This window comes from Rhizobium sp. P1_C7, from assembly GCF_056406295.1.
In genome coordinates this window covers 1-936 of the sequence record NZ_JBFUAL010000070.1, presented here as the reverse complement: position 1 = coordinate 936, position 936 = coordinate 1, and the positions used below count along the sequence as shown (strand labels likewise).

Sequence of the window (936 nt, the reverse complement as noted above, 5' to 3'; positions counted from 1 at the left end):
AGGTGTAGGCGCCCGACGCATTGAGCACGAGGCTGCCATAAGTGCCGTTGAGCGCCGTGCCGAGCGTGCCCGTGGTCGCGCCGAAGCTGACCGCGCTGACGGCCTTGGTATCGCCGCTATCCGGATCGGTGTCATTGGTGAGCACGTTGCCGCTGGCGGCCACGCCGCCCGAGCCATTGGCGACCCCGCCCTTCTCGGTGGCATCGCCCGCATCGGCAACCGCAGTCGGAACCGTGTTGCCCGGTGTCGWCGACACGGCGATGTTGAATGTCTCGTTGGCAGCCAGGCTGCCGAGATCGGTCGCCGTCACCCGGACGGCGAGCGTGCCGGCATTGGCGGCCGTCGGCGTGCCGGTGAAGGTCCGCGTCGTGGCGTTGAAGCTCAGCCAGGCGGGAAGCGCCGAGCCGTCGGCGGCCAGTGCCGTGTAGGTGAGCGTCTCGCCGCTGTCGACATCGGTGAACGTGCCGGCGGGGAGTGCAAGCGAGAACGCGGTGCCCACCGTGGCGTTCTGGTTGGAGGTCTGGACGGCGAGCACCGGCGCGTCATTGGCGCCGTGAACGGTGACGGTGAGCGTCGCCGTGGCGATGGCGCCGGCGGTGTCGCGCATGGTGTAGCTGAAGGCATCGGTCAGCGTGTTGGTCGACAGCCGCAAGGCCTGCACGGCGGAGGCGYTCTCGTTGACGGTGTAGGTGTAGGCGCCCGACGCATTGAGCACGAGGCTGCCATAAGTGCCGTTGAGCGCCGTGCCGAGCGTGCCCGTGGTCGCGCCGAAGCTGACCGCGCTGACGGCCTTGGTATCGCCGCTATCCGGATCGGTGTCATTGGTGAGCACGTTGCCGCTGGCGGCCACGCCGCCCGAGCCATTGGCGACCCCGCCCTTCTCGGTGGCATCGCCCGCATCGGCAACCGCAGTCGGAACCGTGTTGCCCGGTGTCG

At 69.3% G+C, this 936-nt stretch carries 1 protein-coding gene; it reads right to left on the bottom strand.

Annotated features, from left to right (window positions below; genetic code table 11):
- Positions 1-936: putative Ig domain-containing protein (locus AC1D2R_RS32175; protein ID WP_477973872.1), on the bottom strand; the 936-nt coding region annotated here is incomplete at both ends.